Origin of the sequence: Paraglaciecola sp. MB-3u-78, from assembly GCF_002835935.1 — a bacterium.
Classification (GTDB): Bacteria; Pseudomonadota; Gammaproteobacteria; order Enterobacterales; family Alteromonadaceae; genus Paraglaciecola.
The window spans coordinates 195,292-221,266 of record NZ_PJCF01000007.1; the positions used below are offsets into that span (position 1 = coordinate 195,292).

Here is a 25,975-nt window from a genome sequence, read left to right on the forward strand (position 1 = left end):
AAAGGAAGCAAGAAGTATGGCAATCGGAAAAGTAAAATGGTTCAATAATGCAAAAGGGTTTGGCTTTATTGTGCCCGATGATGGCGGTGAAGATATATTCGCACATTACTCAACAATAAAGATGGAGGGCTATCGTTCTCTCAAAGCAGGCCAAGCAGTAAAATATGAAGTGCAGCAAGGCCCAAAAGGTTTGCATGCAGAAAATATTGATTTCAATGGTGAGCCTGAAAGATAATCTTTTATCTGAAATAAAAAAAGCAGACTTTAACGTCTGCTTTTTTGTTGGTGCATAGTGTGTACTTATATCACACGCCATAAACATGGCGTATCAGTTAACTAGCAGCAAGTATACCGTTCAATGTAGCACTTGGGCACATGGCTTGAGTTATTAAGGCAATATCAGGGTAATAGTAACCACCGATATCTACAGGCTTGCCTTGAGTCCCATCAATTTCTGCCATGATTTTGCTTTCGTTAGCGGACAACGATTCAAATAATGGTTTAAATTTAGCCACCAATTCCTTATCGTCAGCCTGATTAACTAAGGCTTCTGCCCAATACATAGCTAAGTAGAAATGACTGCCTCTGTTATCCAACTGACCTGCTTTACGAAGTGGTGATTTACCTTCAGTTAGCAGTTTTTCCGTCGCTTGGTCTAAGGCAATTGCCAACGCTTTTGCTTTGCTGTTGTCAGTCTTGATAGCTAAGTCTTCAAGAGATACGGTTAAAGCTAAGAACTCACCCAGTGAATCCCAACGTAAATGGCCTTCTTCAACAAATTGTTGAACATGTTTAGGTGCAGAACCACCCGCTCCCGTTTCAAACAAGCCACCACCGGCCATTAGAGGCACAATAGACAACATCTTAGCACTGGTACCTAGCTCTAAAATTGGGAACAAATCAGTCAGGTAATCACGCAAAACATTACCGGTTACAGAGATAGTGTCTAGGCCACGTATCGCTCTTTCCATAGTGTAACGAATAGCGCGAACCGGAGACATGATAGATATATCTAAGCCGTTGGTATCGTGATCTTTAAGATATTCGTTCACTTTTAAAATCATTTGAGCATCGTGAGCTCTTTCGTCATCCAACCAGAAGACTGTTGGCATACCTGATTGGCGAGCGCGATTAACCGCCAACTTAACCCAATCACGAATAGGCGCATCTTTGGCTTGGCACATTCTCCAGATATCGCCTTCTTCAACAGCATGTTCGATAAGTACAGTACCGTCTTGATCGACGACCTGAACTTTACCGTCACCAGTCATTTCAAACGTTTTGTCATGAGAACCATATTCTTCGGCTTTTTGCGCCATCAAACCCACGTTAGGCACTGTGCCCATAGTTGTTGGATCAAATGCACCATGAGTCTTACAGAAATTGATCGTTTCTTGATAAATAGTGGCATAAGTACTTTCAGGGATAACCGCTTTAGTATCATGTAACTTGCCATCTGGCCCCCACATTTTACCAGAGCTTCTGATCATCGCTGGCATAGATGCATCCACAATTACATCACTAGGTACATGTAGATTCGAAATACCTTTATCTGAATTCACCATAGCGATAGGAGGACGGTCGGCATAACAAGCATTAATATCGTGCTCGATTTCAGCTCTTTGAGACTGCGGCAAAGTCGATATTTTGTCGTATACGCTACCTAAACCGTTATTTGGATTAACGCCTAGTTCATCAAACAAAGTTTGGTATTTATCAAATAGTTTTTTATAAAAAACTTTAACACAATGGCCAAATACTATGGGATGAGACACTTTCATCATGGTCGCTTTTACGTGCAACGAGAATAAAACGCCAGAGTTTCTAGCATCTTCAATTTGTTCTTCAAAGAATTCACATAATGCTTTTTTGCTCATACACATGCCGTCAATTACTTCGCCAGCTAACAAATCTATTTTTGGCTTTAATACTGTGACTTTCCCAAATTTATCGGTGAATTCTATATTGACAAAGCCTGCTTTAGTCACAGTGACTGATTTTTCGCCAGAGTAAAAATCACCTTTACGCATATGTGCAACGTGAGTCTGAGAGGCTTGACTCCAAGCTCCCATTGAATGGGGGTGACGTTTTGCATAATTTTTAACAGCAACAGGAGCACGACGGTCAGAGTTACCTTCACGTAATATTGGATTTACAGCACTACCTAATACTTTACCGTAAAGGGCTAAAGTATCTTTTTCTGCATCTGTCTGAGGATCTTCAGGAAACTCAGGTAAAGCAAAACCATTACTTTGCAACTCTTTAATGGCGACTCTTAACTGCGGAATAGAAGCACTGACGTTAGGCAATTTTATAATGTTGGTTGATGCTTCTTGAGTCAAAGCTCCTAATTCAGCTAAGGCATCTGGCACTTGTTGGTCGGCTGGAAGAATATCGCCGAATACAGACAAGATACGTGCCGCTAATGAAATATCAGTTAATTCAACTTCAATCCCCGCACTTGAAGTAAAGTTGCGAATAATGGGAAGCAGTGAATAAGTAGCAAGCGCCGGCGCTTCGTCCGTTTTAGTGTAGATAATCTTTGACTTGGAAATCGTCATTATAAGCCTCATGTTATTGGCAAAGCACTGACAACCCATATTCGCGATAAAATAAACACGCAAAATCACAATTTTGTGACAACATGGATCGGTGTTTTGTACCGAAATTAAAAAATTTCTCATCTAGATTAGATCTAGAAAGACAATGATTAATATATGGGTTGATTTGTGAAGTACAAGTTTTGCTTGCATAATTTATTCTAAAAATCACACATTCATTCAAATATGTACAGTAATCGATCAATCAATTTACGGCCTAATCAATAGTTAAATATGTCAAAACTACCTAATACACGTTCTAAAAAAATCACGCCTAAACCCGCAACAACTTTTCCCGTTAAAACACGTATTGTATTGTTTAATAAACCTTTTGATGTACTGACCCAGTTTACCGACCAAGCTGGCAGACAAACCCTCAAAGATTTTATTCCCATATCAGATGTTTATGCCGCGGGTCGCTTAGACAAAGACAGCGAAGGGTTATTGGTATTAACTAACGACGGAAAATTACAAAACAAACTGGCCTCGCCGAAGTTTAAAACAGCCAAAACTTACTGGGTGCAAGTCGAGGGCGTTCCTCAGGATAAAGATTTAGAACAGTTGCGTAATGGCGTTAACTTAAAAGACGGTATGACCCAAGCTGCTAAGGTCGATTTAATCGACGAACCTGCATTTTGGGATCGTAACCCTCCCGTACGTTTTAGGCAAAATAAGCCTACTAGTTGGTTATCTATTACAATTTCTGAGGGTCGAAATCGACAGGTAAGGCGTATGACAGCGCATGTTGGGTTGCCTACTTTGCGGTTAATTCGTTATAGCGTGGGGGATTGGACGATTGATGGGATTGGGAATGGGGAGTATGTGGAGGTTTGAGTGTTTTAGAATCTCACTTTTGCATGTGAGATTCTAAAACGAGTAAAAGCATGCGCTGACGCTTACTGGCCTCCATGCCAGTTTTTGACTTGAATCCCTTCAAGCCAGTTACTTTTTTTGCTGCAGCTAAAAAAAAGTCACCAGAAAAAAGCCGCTCGAGGGCAATGCTCTTCATCCGGTTATTTTGTAAATTAAGCTGGGTGAAAATGGATTTTTTAGAAGCACGGCTTCGCCCAGTTGAACAGCTCGACAACGAGGTCGAGATTGGGTGCTGATCATCATGGACGAGTAATTGACTAACCTAAAGTGTATGAACCTGGTTGCGAAGGGATTCTCAAATTTGCCAAATAATTCACCCTGTTGAGACACCATCACTTTATTGAGACATCCATTGTAACAAACCAGTAGCATAGCTGAACACAGGTTCGGAGGCTGACTTGAGGATTTTCAGAGCGCTTGATTTTACTATTTAATTTAAACGTTCTTTCTGAGGTTGGTTAACACTTATTGAAAAATAATTTACTACAAATTGAACTTATATTGTTACTACCCCTCTGAATATACAGTTTTTATGTGTGTTCTCATTTTTAAGCCTGATTTTTATCAGGCTTTTTTTTGCCTGTTATACGGGTTAACAGTTCCTCCTGAATTAGGATTCGAGTCATGATAATTCGATGTAATTCGTGAGTGGGTTATCAGTTCACATTGTTATGTGGGGCTTTATTGGGTCGTTCCAAACGTCCTTCTTGGATGTCCATGCACCTGTGTATGATTATTGAATAATACTTATTCAAAACGTCTCATTTGATAAGGAGTTGTGCGTATTCAGCGGTTTTTTCAAATTTGCGGGCGGCATGTTGTAAGCGATTCACTATTTTGATGTCTGTTGTTTTACTAATAGCTATATAGCTACTGCGTTGGTTTTCTGGGACTATTTCTTTGTAGCTAATAGCGACGTCTGATCTTCCTCTTTTATTTAAGACGTTCTTAATATTAACAGGATCGCCATACACTAAGTCGACTCGACCATTTTCTAGTAAAGTAACCTCTAGTTTCCCCTCAGAGACGACATACAGGTTTTTTTGCTCTGAGAAGCCATGTGAGGTGAGCTCATTGTATCCTGCAGAGTCTTTCACTATAGCGATCAATTTTTGCTTAGCTTGCTTCATATTATCGACATAATTTTCTGGCTTGCTTGTTAAAGAGATAAATACTCTTGTTAAATTACTGACCTTTATAAGCCAATGAAAATCATCTTGCCGTTCAGGTGTTTTTATCATACTTAAAATCAAGGTATTAGGATTATTGCTCGCGGTTGCAAAAGCACGTACCCAGGGCATAAACTCAATTTTGGCATCGAGTTGTGCTTCTTTTAAAATGGCTTGAAGGATCTCAATGGAAGGACCTTTACTCTCACCGTTTTCAAAATATTGAAGTAGGCGATTGTCATTGGCGACTGCCAATAAATTAGTCTCTATACTTTCCCTTGCGAAAGGGCATAAAGAAGCGCTAAGACATAAAAATAATACCAATGAGTTTATTGTAAATTGCATAATAACCCCTGTTTTTGAGTGCGCAGTAGAATAAACATTACTAGAAACTCATTTAATAAATTTTAGATTCGAAAACGCAGTGCCGAAACCGATTCTTTTGCTCTAGGTATTTAATATCTCATTTTGTTTCAGTAAACCTTCAAATGAAACTCAGTTTATGTGATGCTAAATCTCTAAAATTTACAATATGTATATTCCCTCCTATTAAAAAACATAAGAAAATTGTTATGAATGTAGAAGAAAACTCTGAGCTGGTCCCCACAAAATTAACTGGCCAAAACATTTATCTACGAACCGCTAGGATGTCTGATTTTGTAGCTATTAAAGTTTATAGACAAGATCCTGAAAAATTCTAAATATATTAGACCACCAGAGAATGACGATGATACATTAAGGATCATCGATGGGCTATGCAAACCATGGCGATTCACAGAAGGACAGTGGAATGGTTTTGTGATTTGTCTGACCGGTGATGACACTGTTATTGGTGAAATAGTTTTTAGAGTAGAGGATTGGCATAACCAAAGAGCCGAGATTGGCTATCGTATTAACCAAACCGCAGCGGGTCGAGGCGTGTCTATAGAAGCTTTAAAACTGCTTGTGGATTTATTATTTAAAGACCTAGGCTTCTTTAAGCTGCTAGCCAAATGTGATCCTAGAAATACTGGTTCATATCGCGTAATGGAGAAACAGGGATTTAAAAGAGAAGCCATTTTTAAAGAGCACTATTTGCTAGGGGTTGAATGGACTGATCAATACGACTATGGCCTACTCGCATCAGAATGGAACAACATAGCTAAGAATCCCTTTAGGGAGCCCAATTGGTTATTTAAGACTTTAAACATACTTTAAAGGATGCTAATGGCTTAATTTGATTATTTGAGTGCGTCATGCAATACTCCCTTAAAGGAGCATAATCATGCATATGCAACACAAAACATCTTTTAAGGCTTATTATGGATTTCGATCATTTGACGGCTAATGCCATTGCAGGCGAATTAGGCGCTAGAATTAAAACCGCTCGGCTGAACGCTAATCTCACCCAAAAAGCTTTAGCTAAAAAAGCGGGGGTATCTCTCAAAGCTGTGACTAATGGTGAGAAAGGCAAATCAACACTTGAATCAATGATTGCTATTCTCATAGCCCTTAAAATGTCAGAGCAGCTAAATTCATTTATACCAAAACAGAAAATCTCTCCCGTTCAGCTCATTGAACTGCAAGGTAAAGAACGCAAAAGAGCCACTAGCAGCTCCAAAAACAGCGCCCAAACTAAGGACACCGCAAAATGGTAACCGAGGTAGTAAAGGTTAGATACAAAGAATACGACGTAGGCGCGGTTAGCTATAACACAGAGACCCAAATGGGAGCGTTTGAGTATTTCCCGAGCTTTATCAAAACAGGTATTGAATTATCGCCACTAAAAATGCCTTTAGCTAAAAAGATTTACTCCTTTCCCCAGATAGATCAGGTAACTTTCAAAGGGCTACCTGGACTTATTGCTGATTCACTGCCGGATGATTTTGGTAATGCTGTGATGAATGCATGGATAGCCAGTCTAGGTAAATCAACAAGGGATATCACTCCTTTACAAAGACTTCAGTACACTGGCATGCGGGGGATGGGGGCCTTAACCTATTCACCAGCGACAAAAAGAAAAAATCTTAATGCTTCTCAGCCAATACACATCGAGTCACTTATTTCTATCGCCCAAGAGGTGTTAGATAAACGTCAACAATTTAACGTTAAACTGAACAATGACGGGCAAGAAAAGCAAGAAGAAATGATGTCTCTACTGTCAGTTGGTATGAGCGCAGGTGGAGCAAGGCCGAAAGCTGTTCTTGCCTTCAACAACGATTTCAGCCAAGTACGTTCAGGTCAAACTGATGCACCAAATGGCTTTACGCACTATCTCATGAAATTTGACGGCGTCAGCGAACACAATAAAAATAAAGAGACCTTTGGCGACCCTATGGGTTATGGCGCGATGGAGTATACCTACCACTTATTAGCTAAAGAGTGCGGTATCCATATGATGCCATGCCGTCTACTTAATGAGGGCAAACGAAGACATTTTATTACCGAAAGATTTGATCGTATCGGCAATGAAAAAGTACACGTACAAACCCTGAACGCTCTTGAGCACGTAAGCTACAAACAAGTTGGTTCGTACTCTTATGCTGAACTATTTAGCACAGCTAGAAAGCTGAGCTTGAGTCCAGACGATGCGATGCAGTTATTCAAACGCATGGTATTTAACGTTATTGCACGCAATCATGATGATCACAGCAAAAATTTTGGTTTTTTATTAGATACAGATAATAAATGGCAACTCGCCCCAGCTTATGATCTAGCCTATAGCTACAAACCCGACAGCCATTGGGTAAGTAAACATTGGATGACTCTAAATGGTAAACAAGACAACTTCACAAGAAATGATTTCTATAGTTTTGAAAAACTAAGCCCTATTTTTAGCAAACGAAATATAGATGATGTTTTAAATCAAACCATAGAAGCGGTATCACACTGGGATAAACTGGCCTTAGAACAAGATGTACCGAACACACTGATAAAAGAAGTAAGCCATAACCTAAGGCTTTCTTTGTAGTTTGGAATTAACAGTAATCGATGGGATCAGTGGATTATTCTGAAGCTTTAAAGGCAGAACAGCTGTGGCGGAGCCACTAAATCGGTTGTCGGCTTCGCCGATGCTTTTGACCTACCCTCGCATGTATGTTCGCCAATTATCACCTTCAAACAAAGACTTTCATATACCTAAATCCGATGATTAAGCAGATGATTTCCCACAAAAAAACTGCTAAACTTCCTGCCCATTTTTTAGCCTCTAATTTTCACATTCAAAATTTATGACAACAACTTCCCAAAGCAACAATGACACTCAAGACAACAGCCAAATAAAAGTGGTGGTAGGGATGTCTGGAGGTGTGGATTCTTCTGTTTCAGCTTATCTTCTCAAGCAGCAAGGCTACCAAGTGGAAGGCCTGTTTATGAAAAACTGGGAAGAAGACGACAATGATGAGTATTGTGCTGCAGCAGAAGACTTAAAAGATGCCCAGTCTGTATCAGATAAGTTGGGGATCACCCTACACACAATTAACTTTGCGGCTGAGTATTGGGATAACGTATTTGAGTACTTCTTGGCTGAGTACAAAGCAGGTCGTACCCCTAATCCTGACATTATGTGCAACAAAGAAATCAAATTTAAAGCCTTTCTGGAATTTGCAGCTGAAGAATTAAGCGCAGATTATATTGCGACAGGCCATTATGTGCAGTGCTCCAACGCCACTGGCAATTGGCAGATGTTGCGTGGTTTGGATGACAACAAGGATCAAAGTTACTTTTTATATACCTTAGGTGAGCAACATATCGCTCAGACACTTTTCCCTATTGGTCATTTAGAAAAACCCAAGGTACGAGAAATAGCCTTAGAGCAGGGTTTAGTGACTCACGATAAAAAAGACAGCACCGGCATTTGTTTTATCGGTGAGCGCAAATTCAAAGACTTTTTGGCGCAATATTTACCTGCACAACCGGGAGAAATTGAAACCGCTGAAGGTAAAATCATCGGCAAACATGAAGGTCTGATGTACCACACATTAGGGCAGCGTAAAGGTCTGTTGATTGGTGGTATGAAAGAGTACGGCGAAGAGCCTTGGTATGTTGTAGATAAAGATATTCAGCGTAATGTGCTGATTGTAGGCCAAGGTGCCAATCACCCTCGCCTCTACTCAACTGGACTGTTAGCAAATCAATTGCATTGGGTTGATCGCAAAGGCCCTGAACAAGCCATAAAATGTTCGGTAAAAACCCGGTATCGCCAACAAGATATTCCTTGCCAAATAACACCCAATACTGATGGTAGTCTATTGGTTGAATTTGATGAACCACAAAAAGCCGTTACCCCAGGTCAGTCTGCTGTTTTTTACCAAAACAAGATGTGTTTGGGTGGTGGCATAATTGAGAATTATATCCGTTAATGAGTACTAATAATCATCGTCGATTTCATGAGAGCAACATCGCCTTAGCAGGTTTGTGTCAAGCGGCAGCGTTAGTGAAACAAATAGCCCGTAGTAATGAATATGATAGTCAAGCTTTAACGACATCGCTCAATAGCATTGCCATTACTACTTCCGACAATACCGAACAAGTATTTGGTGATGTCAATCACTTAGCTTTGGGTTATCAAACCATACTGTCTCAGCTTAGCAATCAATCAACTAACAAAGACGTAGAAGTCACACGTTATATTGCCAATTTGTTATCTATAGAGCGAAAACTCAGTTCAAGTAAAAAGACTATGGCACTGCTAGGTGAACGTATTTCAAATATTCAAAGGCAACAGCTGCATTTAGATATATCCGACAGTCAAATGTTGAGTAACTTAGCCAGTATTTATACTGATGTGGTGAGCCCAGTCGCTAGAAAAATCCAAGTAGCTGGAGATCCAGAAAAATTGAAACGCCCTGATAATCAGCACCGTGTGCGAGCTATATTATTAGCCGGCGTGCGCGCGGCTGTTTTATGGCGACAACTGGGTGGTAAACGCCGACATATATTATTTAGTCGCCAACAAATATTAGATAGCGCACAACAGACTTTAAACAACATTAGCACACCAAATTAGGAACATTTCATGAACTTATCTGCACTATCTGCACTCACAGCAGTTTCTCCAGTAGACGGGCGTTACGGGAGCAAAACAGTTGAGTTAAGACACATTTTCAGCGAATTTGGTTTGCTAAAATACCGCGTCATTGTTGAAGTCCGTTGGCTACAAAAATTAGCGGCAACCGAAGATATTCAAGAAGTCCCGGCACTCAGTTCACAGGCCAACACATTTTTAGATAATATTGTAAGTGATTTTTCTGAAGCCGATGCCCAGCGGATTAAAGATATCGAGAGCACCACTAATCACGACGTGAAAGCCGTCGAATACTTTTTGAAAGAAAAAGTGTCTGGCAACGCTGAGCTTCAGGCCGTGAATGAGTTTATTCACTTTGCATGTACATCAGAAGACATCAACAATCTATCTCATGCATTGATGTTAACTGAAGCCAGAAATGCAGTAATTTTACCTTACTGCGATAAATTGGTTTTAGAGCTTAAACGTTTAGCCATAGAATTAAAATCAGTGCCTATGATGGCGCGTACCCACGGACAACCAGCTTCTCCCACGACTATGGGTAAAGAAATGGCCAATGTGATGATCCGTTTGCAACGCCAACGTGATCAAATTGCACAAGTACAAATATTAGGCAAGATAAATGGCGCTGTAGGGAACTACAACGCTCACCTTAGCGCATACCCTGATTTGGATTGGCATACCTTTGCAGAAGAGTTTGTGAATAGCCTAGGTATCACTTTGAATGCGTATACCACTCAAATAGAACCACATGATTACATAGCCGAATTATTTGATGCGATTGCTCGCTTTAATACTATTTTGCTAGATTTTGATCGCGATGCATGGGGTTATATTGCTCTAGGTCACTTCAAACAAAAAACCATTGCTGGCGAAATTGGTTCCTCTACCATGCCTCACAAAGTTAACCCTATCGATTTTGAAAACTCAGAAGGTAATTTAGGCTTAGCCAACGCTATGTTTGGACATCTCGCGAGTAAACTACCGGTTTCGAGATGGCAACGAGATTTAACTGATTCAACCGTACTCAGAAATTTAGGTGTCGGTGTAGGGTATTCGATCATTGCTTATCAGTCTTCTCTAAAAGGGATCAGTAAACTTGAAGTCAATGAACAGAGTCTGCTGAATGAACTAGATAACAACTGGGAATTATTGGCCGAGCCAGTACAAACAGTGATGCGTCGTTATGGTATTGAAAAGCCTTATGAAAAACTCAAAGAGTTAACGCGAGGCAAAAAAATAAACCAACAAATTATGGCTGACTTTATAGACACCTTAGCTTTGCCCGACAACGCCAAAGCACAACTTAAAACACTCACTCCGGCTAATTACATTGGTCGTGCTATTGAGTTTGTTGAACAGTTAGAAAGATAAAAGAGCGCCGCCATCTAAACTACATTAGCCTAAATTCCTACCCGAAAATTGTCGGGGTGAACTACACTTAGTCTTCACTCCGATTTTTAAAGGGATTTAAAAATGTTAAAGTCGATCTTACAAACTTGGGTTTGGTCAGGAATAAATAAAGGGTCTTCAGAAAATTTCAACCCGATCCGCATCACTAACATTATTGCTTTATTATGTATTTCTGTATCAGCCCTGCACGTACCAATCGTCCTATATTTTGTGGCACAATCTGGCTATCAAGAATTACTACTGATCATCATATCTGTATCATTGTTGACCCTAGTACCTGTTTTTAATCGTCTTAAAGCTTATTTAATTAGCAAGCTATTTTTGGTCACCGTTTTTGCCACATACATATTAATATCTTGCCTAATACGACAAGAAAACTTAAACATTCAGTACTTTTTTTTACTCGCAGTTGTCATCTGTCCCTTTTTATTTAAGGAAACGGAAAGTGGTTTAATGTTTTTAATTACCCTGTCATATTTTTTACTATTTGTTGGTTTCGAAGTTTGGTTTTACTATTCATCCGTCAATACTCTGAGCTTCCATCAACAGATAGTTAAAATCAGTTGCAGTATTTCATTTGCCCTATCCTGTTTACTTTGCAGCTATCATATTCGAAGAAACATTAATCGTAATTGGCAAAAGCTGTCCTCAGAGCGTGAACGTTCAGAAAGGTTGCTGTTAAATATTTTACCCGCCAACATTGCCCAACGGCTAAAAAAATCATCCAATCTAATAGCTGACTACTTTGAACAAGTTAGTATTCTATTTGCCGACATTCAAGATTTTACTCCCTTGTGTAAAAACCTCTCGCCACGACAGCTTGTTAGCCTTTTAAATGAAGTGTTTTGTGCATTTGATAGCATTACCCAAAAATACGGATTAGAAAAAATTAAAACCAGTGGTGACGGCTACATGGTGGCTGGAGGGTTACCTATTATTAGTGCTTCCCATGCCGTTAAATGTTGTCACTGCGCCTTAGACATGCAGGATGCATTTAAAGATATTTGTAAAAAGCACCATTTAAACACGGGTCTACGCATAGGTATAGGTTGCGGCGAAGTGATTGCTGGAATCATTGGAAAAAGTAAATTCAGCTACGATCTTTGGGGTGAGGCTGTTAACTTAGCATCACGTATGGAAAGTCACGGTTTGAGTAATAAAATTCAAGTCACTGAATCAACTTACGAAATCACCAAAAACTGCTTTCAGTTTGATAAACGAGGCTCAATTGAGGTAAAAGGTCTTGGGTGGATAAATACCTATTGGTTAGTCAGCAGAAAAAATAATTCGGAAACATATGTACTCTCTAAATAACTTTGATAAACAACAATTCATTAACCAATATTGGCAAAAAAAACCACTGGTGATCAAACAAGGTTTCGATAACTTTATTGATCCCCTAGATGAACACGATTTAGCTGGCTTAAGCCAAGAGCCATCCGTTGACTCAAGAATAGTGAGCCAAACAGCTAACACATGGCAGGTAAGTCACGGGCCTTTTGAAGATGTTAACGCACACTGTTTAGGTGCATGGAGCCTACTGGTTCAGTCAGTAGACCATTTTGTTCCCGAAGCAGACCAACTCATGCGTGCCTTCGACTTTATTCCCCATTGGCGAATGGACGACCTTATGGTGAGTTTTTCCAATAAAGATGCCGGTGTAGGCTCTCACCTCGACCAATACGATGTATTTATCATTCAAGGCAAAGGTTCTAGACGCTGGCAAGTAGGCTTACCCGGGAATTTTAACAAAATCAATCCCCATAAAGATTTAGCACAAATTTCTGGCTTTGAACCCGTTATTGACCAAGTTTTACAGCCTGGGGATATCATCTATATCCCAGCCAATCATCCCCACAACGGAGTAGCATTGGAAGAATGCTTAAACTACTCAGTAGGATTCCGCGCACCTTCCCAACAAGACATGCTGTCTTCACTTGCTGACTTTGCTATCGATAACAACTTATTTAACCAACGTTACACAGATAAAGAACTCGCTCCTCGTGAATTCAGCGGTGAAATAAAACAACAAGAAGTCACAAGATTTAAGCACATGCTGCAACAACTTCTAGAAACCGAGCAGTTTTCTAATTGGGCTGCTCAGTTTTTAAGTCAAAGCGGTGAAAAACAAGAGTTTGACGAGCAGGACATACAAATTTTCAGTCATCAAGATATTGTTGGCAAACTGAAAGCAGGCGTGCCATTTGTTCGATGTCCAGCAATTAAAGCGGTTTTTCTTGAGCAACCACTCTCTAATATTGAAAAGATTGAAGATTTTATGTTTTATATTCAAGGTGAGGTATTTTCAGTTCCATTAAATGACAAAGAGTTAGTTTTAAACTTTCTTAATCGTCCCGTTTTTTACCTAGAAAATAATACCTTAGACCAAAGTAGTATATTTTTCACTCAGTTAGTCACTACAATGGTCAATTCAGGGTATTGGTACCCTGAATAAACGAGGAGCGAGCATATGGCGTTTTTTGCAAAAAGCGTCGATTGGGACAACGAACGTCACACTCTCAAAAAAATTCGAGAGAAAGTATTTGTATGCCAATGGCGTATTCCCACGGAGTCTGAGTTTGATCACCAAGATAGCATTGCATTTCATGTGTTAGTGGTGGACGACCACAATCAAGATATAGCCACGGGCCGTATCACTCCCCAGGGAGAAATAGGTCGCATAGCGGTTGAGCCTGAGTTTAGAGGTCCAGAAGTATATCAAGCACTCTTTAATGCATTACTTAATATTGCTAGAGAGCATGGTATACCAGATGTCTTAATACAATGTGCGTTGGAAGGTGTTAACTATTACCAACAACAAGGATTCCGCCCAGTGGGCAAGGTATTTATGGATGCAGGTGTAGCGAGACAAAATTTGTCATGCAACCTCAATCACTTTAACCTCGAAAGAGTAGAGCTTACCCATTAGAAAAAAATTAGGTGAAACTTGACGTTTCACCTAATTTTCCCTTATGGATTTTCCATCAAAATCTAGAACTGACTTACAATGACTCGGCTAATACCTGTAAAGGGTGTTTAGGTTTAAAATTCTCGAATCTGGCCACCTGACTCCGACATGAATAACCAGTAGCGACTATTTGTTGTGGCTGATATTGACTGACAGCTTGTTGCCAGCTTAATTGATAAATGCCTGTAGATTCCTCTATATGGCTTGCTTCGTGACCAAAGGTCCCCGCCATACCACAACACCCGACAGATACCGCAGATAACGTTAAACCTGTTTGTTGGAAAATCAGTTGCCATTGTTTTTCACTGGTAGGCAAAGCCGTTTTTTCGCTGCAGTGGCCAAACAGTGCATAGTTTAGGGTTTTGCCTTGATTTTTACTTTGGCTGACGTTTGGCAGTTCAAGTTGCAACAACCACTCGTGTACTAGCTGAACTTTAAATTCACCACGTTTCGCGCCTAGTGTCTTGGCATATTCATCCCGATAACAAAGCACCATAGAAGGATCGACTCCTATCATTGGCAAGGCCAAATCATCTAACTGATTCAAAAAATCTGCCGCAGTTTTAGCCGTTTTAGCAAACTCCTTCAAAAAGCCTTTTACATGTTGCGGTTTACCGTTTGGCATAAAAGGTAATAACACAGGTTCGTAACCTAGTTTAGTTATTAAAGTCACCAAAGACTCCACTACTTGTGCATCATAAAAGCTAGTAAAGGGGTCTTGCACAATACAGACTTTTTTTGCTAACTGAACTGGGCTTAACTGCTGCAATGCCACTAAATCAAATTGCATTGCGGGGTGACCATTTAGTCTTTGATCTAGGGTGGGCTGGGATAAAATAGGTGTATCGATATACCCTATCGTTTTACGAATAGCGGTATTCACCCAACCTTGGCGTAAGAAAAAGTTAATAAACCCAGGTGCTTTGGCCATCAAAGGCGCCATTTTTTCAATATTGCCAACCAAGTGGTCTTTGGCCGGGCGCATATAACGTTGGTAATACATACTTAAAAAGCGCGATCTAAATCCGGGCACATCCACACTAACGGGGCATTGGCTAGAACAAGCTTTACAGGCTAAACACCCATCCATCACTGCTAGCACTTCGTGGGAAAAGTCATTCTCAACTTTTTTGTCAGTGCTGTTTCTGAAGCGTTCAAACCAACTAGGGGGATCTTCGTTGTGTTCCAATGCATTGACATCAATGTTTTGATTTGACAATAACCTCAGCCATTCACGCACCATGCCTGCCCTACCTTTTGGGCTGTGACGTCTATCACCGGTAATTTTAAAAGAGGGGCACATAGGTGAGGTAGTATCGTAATTAAAACATAAACCATTACCGTTACAGCTCATAACCGGCTCAAAGGAGGTTCTAACGTCGATAGGAATTTGCCGGTCAAATTCACCACGCTTTTGATCCGCCACTGTCACTAAAGAGTCTGGTGACTCTAATGGTGTACAGATTTTTCCAGGATTCATTTTATTGTGAGGGTCAAATACCGTTTTTATTTTTCTCAGCTCTGCAAATAACTCTTTACCAAAAAACTGTGGTCCATATTCACTGCGATAGCCTCTGCCATGTTCACCCCACAATAATCCGCCATATTTAGCCACTAATGCCACCACTTGATCTGAAATTTCCGGCACCAAGCTTTCTTGTTCAGGGTCGCACATATCCAAAGCGGGACGCACATGTAGTACCCCTGCATCTACATGTCCAAACATACCGTATTTCAAACCATGGCCGTCTAATAAAGCACGGAATTCCATAATAAAATCAGCTAAATTTTCAGGGGGTACAGCCGTATCCTCAACAAAAGCGATAGGTTTTTTTGATCCTTTTGTTTTGCCCAATATACCGACTGATTTTTTTCGCATAGCGTAAATTTTTTGAATATCTAGACTGTCATAGGTAACTTGATAACCAATAACCCCTAAATTCTCTGCTGTATCTAATTTAGCACTCAAGGTCGCAATTTTTTGTTCGATATCAGCTTGATCATTACTGTTGTACTCAACCATATTAAGGCCTAGTACCGTTTTCCCCTCAACCTCGGTAATCAAACTGTCGACTGAATGCCAAATAATATCCTGCTTGGCCAAGTTAAGCACGTTACTGTCAACCGTTTCTACCGAGGTAGCATTAGCCGCAACCATACTGGGAGCATGTCTTAGGGCTGATTCAAAGGAGTTGTACTTAACATTGACTAAAGCTTTAAAAGTAGCAATGGGGGTAATGTTTATTTTCGCCTCAGCCACAAAAACAAGGGAGCCTTCAGAGCCAGTAATCACGCGGCTAATATCTAATGTTGTTAACTCTTCATTTAATGGGTGTTCTAAATCATAACCCGTTAAAAACCGGTTTAAACGAGGAAACTTATCTAAAATTTGTTGGCGTTTACCCAAACAGGTATCAAGTAACTGCTGGGTTATTTTTGCTATAGGCGTATATTTCTGGCTAAGTTTTTTAGCATCATCTAGCGTCATCGGAGCCGTATTTAAAACCGTGCCATCAGCCATCACTGATGTGAGAGCCAATATATGATCACTGGTTTTACCATACACCAAGGAGCCCTGCCCTGATGCGTCGTTACTGATCATGCCACCAACAGTTGCCCTATTACTGGTGGACAAGTCAGGTGCAAAAAAGAATCCCAATGGTTTTAATACATCGTTTAACTGATCTTTGACCACACCAGCCTGAACTCTCGCCCAACTTTGCTCAACATTCACTTCCAAAACTTGATTCATGTGGCGGGAAACATCCACAATAATGCCGCTGGTAAGTGATTGTCCATTAGTGCCCGTGCCACCACCTCTTGCAGAAAACTTCACGTCTACATAAGGATTAGCGGTTTTACCAATTAACGATAAATCTTCAATACTCTTAGGAAAAACAACAGCTTGAGGTAACTTCTGATAAATAGAATTATCGGTAGACACAGCTAAGCGACTGCCATAACTGTATTCAATATCACCAGAAAAAGTGGATTTGGACAAGTCTGTCAAAAAGTCCTGATAGTTACTTTCAATAAGAGCTTGAGGGTCTAACGCTGGCAACATAGGGAGCATTCAGTAATTAATATATAAATAGAACGATGATTATACCTAAAATGATCATCCCTGCTCTATATCACTTTGACATTAGCCCTATTGATTTTTCATATGATACAAATAGTTTGTAACATATGAAAACTTTCAGTTATAAATGAGCTGATATACTCATTTCATTAGTGAGCCACTTTCAAAACATTAGGTGACAAACATGAAGAAAAAATTACGTCTCGCATTGGGTGGCTTACTGGCCTTATTTGGCGTAGTGTTTTTTATTCTACCTGGTTCAATATTTGTTTTATTATTAGGGCTTTTAATGCTCAGTTATGATGTGCCTAAAGCAAGAGATTGGTTGCGCACTTGTCAAAACATCATGTCAAAGTCGGCTCGAAAATTAGATAAAATCATTTTAGATAGAAAACTGAGACGTTAAAACTATCGCACTTTTTATTTAAATCTAAACATTTCATTTTATTCTAAGCATTAAAAAAGCCGCTTTCGTTAACACGTTAGGGGCTTTTTAGATCTCGTACTCTACTTTACTTTGGGTGTTTCTCACCAAGATATAACCAGGTTTCGACGACTGTATCGGGGTTCAGTGACACACTATCTATACCTTGCTCGACCAACCACTGCGCCAAATCTTCATGATCAGATGGGCCTTGACCACAAATGCCGACGTATTTACCGCGCTTCTTAGCGGCTTGAATGGCCATCGACAACAATGCCTTAACCGCTGGATTACGCTCATCAAATAAATGAGCGATCAACCCAGAATCTCGGTCTAAGCCAAGCGTTAGCTGGGTCAAATCGTTAGAACCAATTGAGAAACCATCAAACATATCCAGGAATTGGTCTGCCAAAAGTGCATTCGAAGGGAGTTCACACATCATAATAACGCGCAGGCCATTTTCGCCTTGTACTAATCCTTCTTCAGCAAGCAACTCCAATACCTTTGCACCTTCTTCTAGGGTGCGGACAAAGGGGATCATGACCTCAACATTGGTTAAGTCCATTTTATTACGCACCCGTTTTATCGCCTCACATTCCAACGCAAAACATTCACGAAAGTCAGCTGAAATATAACGACTGGCACCACGGAAACCCAGCATCGGGTTTTCTTCATCGGGTTCGTATTGATAACCGCCAACCAGATTAAAGTATTCATTGGACTTAAAGTCAGACATACGCACTATGACTTTTTCAGGAGAAAACGCCGAGGCTATGGTTGAGATACCTTCAACTAATTTTTCGATGTAGAACTCTACTGGCGAAGCATAGCCCGCTATCATGTCGTTAATCTCTACTTTCAATTCATCGGGTTGATTATCAAAATCAATTAACGCTTTGGGATGTACACCAATCATGCGATTAATAATAAATTCAAGTCGCGCCAAACCAACGCCAGCGTGCGGTAAACGCGCAAAATCAAAGGCTCTGTCAGGGTTACCTACATTCATCATCACTTTGAGCGGAATATCTGGCATAGAGTCTATCCGTGATGTCACCACATCAAAGTCCAATACATCACCGTAGATAAACCCCGTGTCGCCTTCTGCACAAGAAACAGTGATCTTGTCACCATTTTCAATTGAAGCGGTAGCATTGCCACACCCTACAACGGCAGGAATACCTAACTCTCTGGCAATGATAGCCGCATGACAAGTTCGGCCACCGCGGTTTGTCACAATAGCCGACGCTTTTTTCATGATCGGTTCCCAGTCGGGGTCAGTCATATCAGTCACTAACACATCTCCCGGTTGGATCTTGTCCATTTCTTCCACACCTTTGAGGACTTTTGCTACGCCAGCGCCAATCTTGTGGCCAATGGCTCGCCCTTCACACACTACTTTGGCCTTGCCTTTAAGCATAAAGCGTTCAATCACTTGCATATCTTCACGGCTGCGTACCGTCTCGGGACGAGCTTGTACTATGTAAAGTTTGCCGTCTATGCCATCTTTGGCCCATTCAATATCCATTGGGCGTTGGTAATGTTTCTCAATAATAACGGCCTGCTTGGCCAGCTCCATTATTTCATCATCATTGAGTGAAAATTGACGACTGTCTGGGGAATCAATATCAACAATCTCCACTTGTTTACCGTGCTCAAGTGCCTCTGAATAAATCATTTTGGTGAGTTTGCTGCCAAGATTTCTGCGCACTACGGCAGGGAAACCTTTTGCCAAAGTAGGCTTGTGTACATAAAATTCGTCTGGGTTTACGGCGCCTTGCACTACCATTTCACCTAGGCCATAAGATGACGTAATAAAAACAACGTCTTCAAAACCAGACTCAGTATCAATGGAAAACATTACGCCTGAGGCTGAGCAGTCGCTGCGCACCATTCGTTGAATACCGGCAGATAAAGCTACCCCTTTATGGTCGTAACCCTGATGTACTCGATAAGAAATGGCTCTGTCGTTAAACAGTGAAGCGAATACATGTTTGATTGCGACCATGACTGAGTCGTAACCTTTAACGTTTAAAAAAGTTTCTTGTTGACCCGCAAAAGAAGCATCTGGCATGTCCTCTGCTGTGGCTGAAGAGCGAACTGCAAACGATGCCTCATCACCTGCCTCACCTTGCAAGGTTTTAAATGCAGTACGTATGGCGCTTTCTAGCTCTGGTAAAAAAGGCGTGTCGATAATCCAATTACGAATAGTTTCGCCTGCTTTTCCTAGTGCAGCAATATCTTCAACATCTAATTCGTCTAGCAAACTATGAATACGGGCTTCTAAGCCACTTTGTTCTAGAAATAAATTAAATGCATGAGCTGTGGTCGCAAATCCTCCAGGCACTTGCACCCCTGCATTTGCTAAATTTGAAATCATCTCGCCCAAGGACGCGTTTTTGCCGCCAACGACTGCAACATCTCCCATACCTAGTTGTTGGTACCACAAAACATGTTCTTGCATTCTTACTTTCTCCAAAATGTTGGTTTGGTTACTTTAGTATCATGTTACTTTAGGATAATCACCTTAAATAGACTGTTAAAAAACAGAATAAAAAACGACATCCTTATAACTACTTAATAATTATTAAGGGGATTTTAGAATGTTGTTATCATGAAAGTAAAATTTAATTATTTTTCGTAATTAAATTACAACAATGTTAAGGAAATGTTTTGAGATCAGCCTATTATATTTCAGATGGAACGGCCATTACTGCAGAGGTGTTTGGACACGCATTGCTCTCCCTGTTTACGATTGAGTTCAAACACATCACTGTTCCCTTCGTCGAAACCGCAGATCAAGCAAAAGACGTAGTTCGAAAAATATCTGAAAGTTTTCAAGATGACGGTCAGAGACCTTTAGTGTTTTACACCATAGTTAATATCGAAGTGCGCAAAATCGTTTCAAAATCAGTGGGGATTAATTACAACTTTCTGGACCAGTTTGTGGCGCCATTGGAAAAAGTGTTAGGTGTGCCATCTAAGCCAGAAAAACATCGCACTCATAGTATTCATGAAAAAACCTATGATATTCGAATTGAAGCCGTAAACTATGCCTTAGCCAATGATGATGGGTCAAACTTAAAAGACTATCACGAGGCTGATATCATTTTAGTGGGTGTATCTCGGTCGGGTAAAACCCCTACTAGCCTTTATCTAGCGCTGCAATATGGTATTAAAGCAGCAAACTACCCTTTTACCGAAGATGATATGGGTGACATTTTACGTTTACCTGCGCCTTTACGTGGCTTTAAGGACAAATTATTTGGACTGACCATCCAAGCAGACCGATTACACCAAATTCGCTCAGAGCGACGGGCCAATAGTAAATATGCATCGTTACAGCAATGTCGCATGGAATTACGTGAAGTAGAAAATTTATACCGCAAAGAGAAAATTCCGTTTCTGAACAGCACTCGATTTTCAATTGAAGAGATTTCAGCCAAAATATTAGCTCAAACTGGTTTACAACGTAAGAAATATTAAACCTAAGTTCTAAGGAAAAGTTTTATGTTCAACCATTTTGAACCATCATTAATAACGTTTTTAAAAAATCTACAGGCCAATAATGACCGGGAATGGTTCAATGACCATAAACAACAATATGAAGACCACGTTCGCACGCCTGCCTTGGCTTTTATAGAACAAATGGAACAGTGGATCCCACTTATCTCGCCCCACTATGAAGCTAGCGCTAAAAAAGTCGGTGGTTCGCTGATGCGTATCTATCGAGACGTTAGATTCTCAAAAAACAAATCACCTTACAAAACTAATGTGGGCATTCAGTTTCGTCATGAGGTGGGCAAAGATGTTCACGCTCCAGGTTTCTATTTACATATTGCGGCGGACGAGATTTTTTTAGGGGTAGGCACTTGGCAACCGGATAGAGATTCATTGGCTGCTATTAGAGATCATATTGTGACCAAGCCTGGTCCTTATTTAGATGCGATAGAGCATGAACCCTTTACCGAATTTTACCAACTTGGAGGCACTAAGCTAATCAGGCCCCCAAAAGGTTATGACAAAGACCATCCATTAATCGAAGAAATAAAGCGCAAAGATTTTATTGCTCTATGCCCGTTACAAGAAAGTGATTTGTATCAACCAGACTTTTGTAAAATGGTGGCCAGTCGTTTTGGACGTGCCCAGCCATTTCAAAAGTTTATTTGCGAGGCCTTAGGACTAAGATTCTGATGTATTCGTTGGAGTTTTGGCTTTTGCTCTACCACCAGTAGTTTTATTCGCACGACCTTCTTCTATGGCCTTTTCTGCTCTGCGTCGTCTTGCTTCTTTAGGGTCGGCAATTAGTGGGCGATAGATTTCAATTCTGTCGCCCTTTTTGGGTAGGTCGGTCAATTTACAAGTGCGGTTCCAAATGCCAACTTTTAAAATCTCAAGGTTAATCTCTGGAAAACGTTTTACGATGCCCGAAGCCAAAATAGCTTGTTCAACTGTTGTACCTTGTTCAACCACCACTTCAAGCAACGCTTGTTTTTCGGGGGTACCATACACCACCTCAAGGGATATTTGTTGGTCTGTCATATGCTCTAAGTAACCTCTAGCCTTTAGCCGTAAACCTGTTTTGCGCGCTCAGTAAAAGCGACCACCATATTAGCAGCAATCGAGTTAAAAACCCGCCCAAAAGCCATTTCGATGATTTTACTCGAAAATGCAAAATCTAAATTTAACTCTATTTTACAGCCTGTATCGCTGAGAGACTTAATTGTCCAGCCACCGGTGAGTCGTGAAAAAGGGCCATCAACTAAGTTCATATGGATAAACTCGCCACGCTTTAAAGTGTTGTGAGTGGTAAACCATTGCTTAACGCCTGCCTTTGAAATAAGCAGTGATGCTCGCATATTGTCATTATCTTGCTGCAATATTTTGGTTTCAGCACATCCTGGGATAAATTCTGGATACAGTTCTACATCATTAATTAAATCAAACATGGATTCAGCGCTAAAGCCAACCAAAGCGCTGCGACATACATTGGCCATTTATTCTCCAAAATTGGTAAAGCTTTAAGTATTATCGGATAACATAAGTCATTTAGGGTGTGACGATCCATTAGTTTTTGAATAGTTTGGATTTTTTGTTGTACCACTTCATACAATCTTTATAATACTACCCATGAATAAAAAGAAGTCAAAATCAACAGATAACACCATCGCGCTTAATAAAAAAGCTCGTCACGAATACAATCTTGAAGACAAACTCGAATGTGGTATGTCCTTGCAAGGTTGGGAAGTGAAAAGCATTCGCTCTGGTAAAGTTAATATTGCAGAAAGTTACGTCGCCATAGAAAAAGGTGAAGCCTTTCTAATTGGTTCAACTATTCAACCCCTAAACCAAGCGTCTAGTCACGTAGTATGTGAGCCTACACGTAAGCGTAAACTGTTACTCAAAAAACGAGAGTTAGACAAATTGATCGGCTCAGTTGAACGCCAAGGTTATTCGATTATCGCCACAGCCATGTATTGGAAGAAAAACTGGGTAAAAGTCGAAGTCTACTTAGGTAAAGGTAAACACGAACATGATAAACGAGACGCAGTTAAAGACCGAGATTGGGCTCGTGATAAAGAACGCATGATGAAACACAGTGTTTAGCAAAGCCATAGTTAGAACACCATGTAAATCCATGTCAGCAGGCCTTACTGAAGCCAATATGGGTTTACCAAACTACGACTTGGCATGGGAGCAACATCAAGGATATATTGCTGCCCTTGAGGAGTGTGGTTTGCAGGTGACCGTTCTACCGCCATTAGAAAGTTATCCTGACTCGTGTTTTGTTGAAGATGTTGCCTTGTTGACACCAAAGTGCGCCATTCTTACCCATCCAGGTGCACCAAGTCGCCGTGGAGAAGTGCAACATATAGTCAAAGCTGTGGAACAATTTTATCCTAGCCTTGAGCATATCAATCTACCCGGAACTGTTGAAGCTGGGGATATCATGATGGTAAAAGATCATTTTTATATCGGCTTATCCGCCCGTACAAATGCTCAAGGTGCGGAGCAACTGATCGATATACTTGGCAAGTACAACTTGACTGGGTCAATGGTCGAGATGTCAGAATTACTACATTTAAAGACAGGCGTCAGTTATTTAGAAAACAACAATTTACTGACCTTTGGTGAGATGCACAACCACCCTATTTTCAATCACTTTAAGCGTATTGAAATTGCTAAAGAAGAAAGTTATGCCGCCAATAGTGTATGGATAAACGGCACCATTTTAGTACCTAAAGGTTTTCCAAATGCCCTAAAAGCCATCCAGCAATTGGGTTACCCAACCATAGAGGTATCAATGTCGGAGTTTCAAAAATTAGACGGTGGATTAAGCTGTTTATCGCTGCGTTTTTGATTGCAGCGCCCAACTCATAAAGATCCAAAAAGGTGTAAGTGACACCCTTCATCTTCTTAGATGTAGATAGTGTTTAGTGTAACCTAAAGAAGTGGGCAGCCGTTGACATAACTCAAGTCTAAACGGCTTACTTACCGCATTTATCGCACTACACGCTAGTAAAGACAAACAAAGCCCAAGGCACGCAAGAGGCTTTGCTTGATCAACGCTAATTATAAAATTTCATTTTCATGTTGTTTTTTATAACGCTTAGTCAATTTTACTCCACGTACTTGATCAGTAATTAAAGCCCATAACGGCGACGCCGATAATTTAGGTAACTTACCCGCTCCAATCCGACGTAATTGTTGTTTAACCATCGCCATTGTGGCTAAACCACTCAGCGTTTTGTCTTTCCAATTAACCACAGGTATATGTCCAAGAACGGTTGTATTATTTTGCCATTGATTGACTAAATCTGGTGTAAATGCCAGAGAACTGGCCATTCCCACCAATTCCACTCCACTATCAACGACTTTTTTGGCCACTTCATAACGGCAAATGCCACCTGTGGTCATAATGGGTACAGATACATATTTGGCAATCTTACTGGCAAACTCTAAGAAATAGGCTTCTCTAGCGAGCGTTCTATCATCTGCACTGCGACCCTGCATAGCAGGTGCTTCGTAACAACCTCCAGATAATTCCACTAAATCAATATTCAACTCACCGAGCATTTTTACTACTTGTTCAGCATCTTCTATATCAAAACCGCCACGTTGAAAGTCAGCTGAATTAAGTTTCACTGCAATAGCAACCCCCTCACCACAGGCCTCATTAACCGACTTCACTACTTCAATCAACAAACGCGCCCGATTTTCAAGGCTACCTCCCCATTGATCATTTCGTTTATTAGTCAAGGGGGATAAAAATTGGGACAGCAAATAACCATGGGCCGCATGTATTTCCACTCCATCAAAGCCCGCCTGCTCAGCCCGAACAGCTGTTGTAGTAAATCGTTGAATAACATCTTGAATTTCCGACTCATCCATTGGTTTAGGAGGGGAAAACAACGACGAATGTTTACCCATATTCAACGCCACATCAGAAGGAGACAGCACCTTACCACCCATTTTCTTAAACACTTGCCGTCCAGGATGGTTGACCTGCATCCATATTTTAGTGGCATTAGTTTTTGACAGTTTTGCCCATTCACTAAAAGGGGTTAAGTCAGTATCCTGTTCTAATACCACACCGCCAGGACCTGTCATCGCCAAGTGATCAATCATCACATTACCGGTAATAATCAGCCCTACTCCACCGTCAGCCCAAGCCTTGTATAAACGTTTAAGTTCCGTTCCTGGTAAATGTTCAGAAGTCGCTAAATTTTCTTCCATAGCCGCTTTGACCAAGCGATTTTTCAGTACTTGACCATTGGGTAAAGTAAATGGGGTAAAAATTGAAGGTATCATATTGATGTATCAACTAATTCTGCATAATTTGTAGCCAATATATTGGGCTAGTGACTGTACACACAAGGTTTGTAACAACATTTTCCCAAACATTGTATTCACAGCTAACCGGCCTATGCTAGAATACAAATGTTGGTAGTTTGCAACCAACAACTTGGGGCTGATTTTGGATTCGACAGGACTCTAGAAGCTTTAGGTGCATGCAGAGGAGCGGTTTGCCTCTATAAAAGCCGCATCAAAATAGTCGCAAACGACGAAAACTACGCACTAGCCGCTTAATAACCGGCAGTGCCCTTCCACTCATACTCTTTCTGCTAGTAGAGGTTCGGAAGGTCATCCCAGCAGGATAGCGAGGGAACCTTGTCTAAGGGTGAACCGCGAAATAGTATTAGGCCCGCTATGAGAAATCCTGTTTGTCGGAGTTCAAATTAGTTAAATAAAAGACAAAATAAGCATGTAGTACCGATGGTTGACGTGTTCTGGACGCGGGTTCGAGTCCCGCCAGCTCCACCAACTCGAGATTCGTTAAGAATCGGAAAGACCCTCCAGGCCTCTTAAAACAAGGCTTGGAGGGTTTTTTTATGCCTTTTAAACAGTTTTCCGTTCGATAGCGTTCATTGACAGTCGGA

At 40.7% G+C, this 25,975-nt stretch carries 23 protein-coding genes and 1 other RNA gene; 17 read left to right on the plus strand and 7 right to left on the minus strand.

Annotation, left to right across the window (positions count from 1 at the left end; all coding sequences use genetic code 11):
• Nucleotides 1–16: 16 nt before the first annotated feature.
• Complete coding sequence (cspD, locus tag CXF95_RS19640; protein ID WP_101200274.1) at nucleotides 17–235, plus strand: cold shock domain-containing protein CspD; 219 nt, start codon at nucleotides 17–19, stop codon at nucleotides 233–235.
• A 97-nt stretch (nucleotides 236–332) separates the two neighbouring features.
• On the opposite strand, the gene CXF95_RS19645 is transcribed toward cspD, so the two are convergent.
• Nucleotides 333–2,561 (minus strand): NADP-dependent isocitrate dehydrogenase, encoded by a 2,229-nt coding sequence (locus CXF95_RS19645; RefSeq protein ID WP_101200275.1) that lies wholly within the window; start codon nucleotides 2,559–2,561, stop codon nucleotides 333–335.
• A gap of 273 nt (nucleotides 2,562–2,834) precedes the next feature.
• Here CXF95_RS19645 and CXF95_RS19650 point away from each other — a divergent pair, with 273 nt between their 5' ends.
• A complete protein-coding gene (locus tag CXF95_RS19650; protein WP_101200276.1) occupies nucleotides 2,835–3,434 on the plus strand; it encodes a pseudouridine synthase in 600 nt (199 codons plus the stop codon).
• A gap of 800 nt (nucleotides 3,435–4,234) precedes the next feature.
• On the opposite strand, the gene CXF95_RS19655 is transcribed toward CXF95_RS19650, so the two are convergent.
• Nucleotides 4,235–4,987: an ABC transporter substrate-binding protein gene (locus CXF95_RS19655; protein ID WP_101200277.1), complete on the minus strand. Its 753-nt coding sequence runs from the start codon at nucleotides 4,985–4,987 to the stop codon at nucleotides 4,235–4,237.
• A 360-nt stretch (nucleotides 4,988–5,347) separates the two neighbouring features.
• Between CXF95_RS19655 and CXF95_RS19665 the strand changes: the two genes are divergently transcribed.
• The 9 genes from CXF95_RS19665 (at nucleotide 5,348) to CXF95_RS19705 (ending at nucleotide 13,989) form a co-directional block, all read left to right on the plus strand.
• A complete protein-coding gene (locus tag CXF95_RS19665; RefSeq protein WP_255418943.1) occupies nucleotides 5,348–5,839 on the plus strand; it encodes a GNAT family N-acetyltransferase in 492 nt (163 codons plus the stop codon).
• Between the two features lie 104 nt (nucleotides 5,840–5,943).
• Nucleotides 5,944–6,279, plus strand: coding sequence for a helix-turn-helix domain-containing protein (locus tag CXF95_RS19670; RefSeq protein WP_101200280.1), 336 nt, complete (start codon nucleotides 5,944–5,946; stop codon nucleotides 6,277–6,279).
• Complete coding sequence (locus CXF95_RS19675) at nucleotides 6,273–7,592, plus strand: type II toxin-antitoxin system HipA family toxin (protein ID WP_101200281.1); 1,320 nt, start codon at nucleotides 6,273–6,275, stop codon at nucleotides 7,590–7,592. The genes CXF95_RS19670 and CXF95_RS19675 overlap by 7 nt, the downstream gene beginning before the upstream one ends.
• A gap of 259 nt (nucleotides 7,593–7,851) precedes the next feature.
• A complete protein-coding gene (gene mnmA / locus CXF95_RS19680; RefSeq protein ID WP_101200282.1) occupies nucleotides 7,852–8,982 on the plus strand; it encodes a tRNA 2-thiouridine(34) synthase MnmA in 1,131 nt (376 codons plus the stop codon).
• Nucleotides 8,982–9,629: a high frequency lysogenization protein HflD gene (gene hflD / locus CXF95_RS19685; protein ID WP_101200283.1), complete on the plus strand. Its 648-nt coding sequence runs from the start codon at nucleotides 8,982–8,984 to the stop codon at nucleotides 9,627–9,629. Before mnmA ends, hflD begins: the two co-directional genes overlap by 1 nt.
• 9 nt (nucleotides 9,630–9,638) lie before the next feature.
• Nucleotides 9,639–11,021 (plus strand): adenylosuccinate lyase, encoded by a 1,383-nt coding sequence (gene purB, locus CXF95_RS19690; RefSeq protein ID WP_101200284.1) that lies wholly within the window; start codon nucleotides 9,639–9,641, stop codon nucleotides 11,019–11,021.
• Between the two features lie 102 nt (nucleotides 11,022–11,123).
• Complete coding sequence (locus CXF95_RS19695) at nucleotides 11,124–12,374, plus strand: adenylate/guanylate cyclase domain-containing protein (protein ID WP_101200285.1); 1,251 nt, start codon at nucleotides 11,124–11,126, stop codon at nucleotides 12,372–12,374.
• Entirely contained in the window at nucleotides 12,358–13,515 is a 1,158-nt protein-coding gene (locus tag CXF95_RS19700; protein ID WP_101200286.1) for a cupin domain-containing protein, read from the plus strand. The genes CXF95_RS19695 and CXF95_RS19700 overlap by 17 nt, the downstream gene beginning before the upstream one ends.
• A 15-nt stretch (nucleotides 13,516–13,530) precedes the next feature.
• Nucleotides 13,531–13,989 carry a GNAT family N-acetyltransferase gene (locus CXF95_RS19705; protein WP_101200287.1) on the plus strand — a complete coding sequence of 153 codons (459 nt, stop codon included), beginning with the start codon at nucleotides 13,531–13,533 and terminating at the stop codon, nucleotides 13,987–13,989.
• 73 nt (nucleotides 13,990–14,062) lie between these two features.
• Here the strand turns inward: CXF95_RS19705 and CXF95_RS19710 are convergent, their stop codons facing one another.
• Nucleotides 14,063–17,092 (minus strand): FAD-binding and (Fe-S)-binding domain-containing protein, encoded by a 3,030-nt coding sequence (locus CXF95_RS19710; protein WP_101200323.1) that lies wholly within the window; start codon nucleotides 17,090–17,092, stop codon nucleotides 14,063–14,065.
• Nucleotides 17,093–17,294: 202 nt separating this feature from the next.
• Between CXF95_RS19710 and CXF95_RS19715 the strand changes: the two genes are divergently transcribed.
• Nucleotides 17,295–17,516 (plus strand): tellurium resistance protein TerC, encoded by a 222-nt coding sequence (locus CXF95_RS19715; RefSeq protein ID WP_101200288.1) that lies wholly within the window; start codon nucleotides 17,295–17,297, stop codon nucleotides 17,514–17,516.
• A gap of 106 nt (nucleotides 17,517–17,622) precedes the next feature.
• Here the strand turns inward: CXF95_RS19715 and ppsA are convergent, their stop codons facing one another.
• A complete protein-coding gene (gene ppsA / locus CXF95_RS19720) occupies nucleotides 17,623–19,998 on the minus strand; it encodes a phosphoenolpyruvate synthase (protein ID WP_101200289.1) in 2,376 nt (791 codons plus the stop codon).
• A 209-nt stretch (nucleotides 19,999–20,207) separates the two neighbouring features.
• On the opposite strand from ppsA, the gene CXF95_RS19725 reads away from it, so the two are divergent.
• The gene (locus CXF95_RS19725; protein ID WP_101200290.1) at nucleotides 20,208–21,020 is read left to right on the plus strand and encodes a pyruvate, water dikinase regulatory protein; all 813 of its coding nucleotides are present in this window, start codon (nucleotides 20,208–20,210) and stop codon (nucleotides 21,018–21,020) included.
• Nucleotides 21,021–21,044: 24 nt separating this feature from the next.
• Complete coding sequence (locus CXF95_RS19730; protein ID WP_101200291.1) at nucleotides 21,045–21,728, plus strand: DUF2461 domain-containing protein; 684 nt, start codon at nucleotides 21,045–21,047, stop codon at nucleotides 21,726–21,728.
• Here CXF95_RS19730 and CXF95_RS19735 read toward each other — a convergent pair.
• Together CXF95_RS19735 and CXF95_RS19740 are read right to left on the minus strand one after the other, a co-directional pair.
• Nucleotides 21,717–22,076, minus strand: coding sequence for an RnfH family protein (locus CXF95_RS19735; protein WP_101200292.1), 360 nt, complete (start codon nucleotides 22,074–22,076; stop codon nucleotides 21,717–21,719). The genes CXF95_RS19730 and CXF95_RS19735 overlap by 12 nt on opposite strands.
• Before the next feature lie 23 nt (nucleotides 22,077–22,099).
• Nucleotides 22,100–22,531, minus strand: a complete 432-nt coding sequence (locus CXF95_RS19740) for a type II toxin-antitoxin system RatA family toxin (RefSeq protein WP_101200293.1) — start codon at nucleotides 22,529–22,531, stop codon at nucleotides 22,100–22,102.
• A gap of 133 nt (nucleotides 22,532–22,664) precedes the next feature.
• On the opposite strand from CXF95_RS19740, the gene smpB reads away from it, so the two are divergent.
• Nucleotides 22,665–23,141 carry an SsrA-binding protein SmpB gene (gene smpB / locus CXF95_RS19745; protein ID WP_101200294.1) on the plus strand — a complete coding sequence of 159 codons (477 nt, stop codon included), beginning with the start codon at nucleotides 22,665–22,667 and terminating at the stop codon, nucleotides 23,139–23,141.
• A 31-nt stretch (nucleotides 23,142–23,172) separates the two neighbouring features.
• On the plus strand, nucleotides 23,173–23,895 hold the full coding sequence (locus CXF95_RS19750; protein WP_232787941.1) for a dimethylarginine dimethylaminohydrolase family protein: 723 nt from the start codon (nucleotides 23,173–23,175) through the stop codon (nucleotides 23,893–23,895).
• Between the two features lie 212 nt (nucleotides 23,896–24,107).
• On the opposite strand, the gene CXF95_RS19755 is transcribed toward CXF95_RS19750, so the two are convergent.
• Nucleotides 24,108–25,346: an NADH:flavin oxidoreductase/NADH oxidase family protein gene (locus CXF95_RS19755; protein WP_101200296.1), complete on the minus strand. Its 1,239-nt coding sequence runs from the start codon at nucleotides 25,344–25,346 to the stop codon at nucleotides 24,108–24,110.
• A gap of 156 nt (nucleotides 25,347–25,502) precedes the next feature.
• On the opposite strand from CXF95_RS19755, the gene ssrA reads away from it, so the two are divergent.
• Nucleotides 25,503–25,859, plus strand: a transfer-messenger RNA (tmRNA) gene (gene ssrA / locus CXF95_RS19760).
• The last annotated feature ends 116 nt before the right edge of the window (nucleotides 25,860–25,975 follow it).